Raw genomic sequence first — 2,743 nt, forward strand, 5'->3', positions numbered from 1 at the left:
ACCTTCACGTTCGAGCTTAACCCAGGCCTCAATATCGCTGACCTACACCGTATCAGAAAGTAAATGACATCCCCCTCACAGATATCTGTGAGGGGGTATGATACTTTTTAAATCGCTTCAACAGGTGAGTAGACCGGCCACCAGGCGTATTCTCTCACAGCTTCAACTACATTTTCAGGCTGCACCTGCGCCAGCCCCTGTTCAATGGCTTTACGGGCAACCTGAACGGCGACAACGGCTGATGTCTCACGCAGTTTATCGTTAGGGGGCAGTAAAGGAGCCCCTTCGGTGGTGTCGGTCGCCTGGCCGGCCACAGCCTGGGCGGAGGCAAAAATCATGTCATCTGACACGGCTTTTGCGCGTACCACAATCGCTCCAAATCCAAGGCCGGGGTAGAGGGCTGCATTATTGGCCTGGCCAATTTTATAGGTCACATTTTTATATGAGACATCGTCAAAAGGGGCCCCGGTCGCGACGAAGACTTTGCCGTCCGTCCATTCAATCAGCTGTCTGGGTGTTGCCTCATGCAGTTCTGTCGGGTTTGACAGCGGAAAGATAATGGGCCTTTCGGTATGGGCTGCCATGTCGCGCACAATTTCTTCTGTGAACAGATGTGGCATGGTAGAGGTGCCAATCATAATGGTCGGGTGCACGTTGCTGACAACAGTTGCCAGGTCAATAATACCATCATGGGCAGCAGCTTTATCGCGCAGGGTCGACATAGCAGGCCAGCGGCTTTCGGCTGCGGGCAGGGTTTCGCAGGCTGTGCGGGTGTAGCCGGCGACTTCAGCATCAGGGCGGGCATAAAGCCGCTGAAAATCGAGCAGGTCATCGTGCATGCTTTCGGTCAGCAGGCCGGGCAGGTCAACCAGCCATATGCGCCGTGTGGCCTCTTCAGCACTCACGCCATGTCTTACCATCTGGTCGCGTATCTGATCAGCAATGCCGACACCGGCAGTGCCTGCGCCCAGCACAACAACGCGCTGCTCGCTCCATGGTGTTTTGCTGCGTGCAACAGCGTTTAGCAAAGCTCCCAGAACAATTGAGCCGGTACCCTGCATATCATCGTTAAAAGTCGGAACGGCAGAGCGATAGCGGTCGAGAATGCGCCTTGCATTGGTTGACCCGAAATCCTCCCAGTGCAGCATGGCTTTAGGAAAGAGTTTTTTTACTGCACTGACATATGCATCAATAAAGTCATCATAGCGTTTGCCCCGCACACGACTATGTTTGTAGCCAATATATAGCGGGTCATTGAGCAGTTTTTCGTTGTCGGTGCCAACATCAAGGATAACAGGAATAACACGGTGCGGGTCGACACCGGCTGCGGCAGTATAAACAGCCAGCTTGCCGATGGAGATGTCAACGCCGTTTGACCCCCAGTCACCAATGCCCAGAATTTCCTCCGCATCGCTGGCAACAAGCAGGTCAATATCGTCGGCATCTGCGCCAAAAGCAGCCAGCTTTCGTTCAACGCTGTCCGGGTCGTCAATGCTTAAAAAGACACCGCGCGGGCGTGTCATCACTTCGCTGTAGTTTTTAATGGCCTGGCCCACAACAGGGTCATAGACAACAGGCAGCATTTCAAGCATATGGTGCTGCAAAAGAGCATAGAATAAGGTGACATTGTTATCATGCAGGCGCCACATATAGATATGCTTTGACAGGTCGTCAGGCGCATTCTGATAGGCTGCATAGGCGCGTTCAAGCTGCAGCGCTATCTCCGTTGTGATAACGGGGGGAAGAAGGCCGTTCAGCTCCAGCGCATCGCGCTCATGCTGAGTGAAGGCAGTGCCCTTGTTAAGTGCGGGGTCACGCAGAACATCATAGCCGCGCGCCGTTGTTGCAATTTTACGGTTTGCTCCGAAACCGGAGACCCGAGCCTGCCTGCTGAACATGATATATGCCTTTCCGTATGAATGAAAAACGGATGAAACTCAGGCATAACTCTATGTTTTTAATTTGTCCTTGATATAGCGCAAATGGCATGGCTGCCAGGCGGGGCGTAAAATCTGAGCATCGCCTGCTGATATGGCGGTGTAAGGAAAAGGCCTTGTCCGTTGCTGCACTATGACAGCAACGGATATGAAGGTTATTTATGGTGTGATTTTTGTTTTAGCATCCGGTGTAACAGCCTTAACATTAACATGATCAGGTAATAACGCACCGGGCAGAGTTGCTACAGGAGAATTTTCTGGCTGAGTAGCGCGGGTTATTGGCCCGGGATAGATATCAGGCAGACCAGTCGGCGGTGCGACGCCTTCTGGCAGAGGCGTGAGGGTAATTTTCATTTTGTGGTCGTAGGCGTGGTTTGCGCCTGTTGAAAGGTCGACAACAAGGCCGATAAGCCCGCCAAACCCGATATTACCTATAACCCAGCCATTAAGGTCAGAGGCATTTTCTTTTTTGCTGAAATCGTAGTTTTGTTTGATACAGCCTACAATAATATCACCACTTCTGCGGTGCACAGTGACTGTGCCTGGGGTGGACTGAATTGAACCGATTTCCATGCCGTCACGATAAACAGAACATTTTGCGCCGGCTGGATTAGTTGAAATTTTAATAGTCTGGTGACTACCGCTTACAATGCTCGCACAACCAGAAAGAAGTGGTAGCAGCAGAGTTCCGATAAGAGATGCTTTTAAAACTTTACCTGACATTTCTAAGCCAATCTGTATTTTAGGCTCAGGACCTGTTAATTTATTGAACTGAGCGAGAGATTGTGATTCACAGGCTTACCGAT

2 protein-coding genes are annotated in these 2,743 nt (G+C 51.2%); both read right to left on the bottom strand.

All coding sequences use genetic code 11. The annotated features are described in order from the left end of the window. Window positions 1–107 precede the first annotated feature (107 nt). On the bottom strand, window positions 108–1,898 hold the full coding sequence (locus HK25_RS12060; RefSeq protein WP_086636381.1) for an NAD-dependent malic enzyme: 1,791 nt from the start codon (window positions 1,896–1,898) through the stop codon (window positions 108–110). Between the two features lie 198 nt (window positions 1,899–2,096). Beyond that, window positions 2,097–2,660 carry a hypothetical protein gene (locus tag HK25_RS12065; protein WP_086636382.1) on the bottom strand — a complete coding sequence of 188 codons (564 nt, stop codon included), beginning with the start codon at window positions 2,658–2,660 and terminating at the stop codon, window positions 2,097–2,099. Between the last annotated feature and the right edge of the window lie 83 nt (window positions 2,661–2,743).

The sequence above is a fragment of the Acetobacter sp. DsW_059 genome (genome assembly GCF_002153695.1).
In the GTDB taxonomy this organism is placed as follows: Bacteria; Pseudomonadota; Alphaproteobacteria; order Acetobacterales; family Acetobacteraceae; genus Acetobacter; species Acetobacter thailandicus.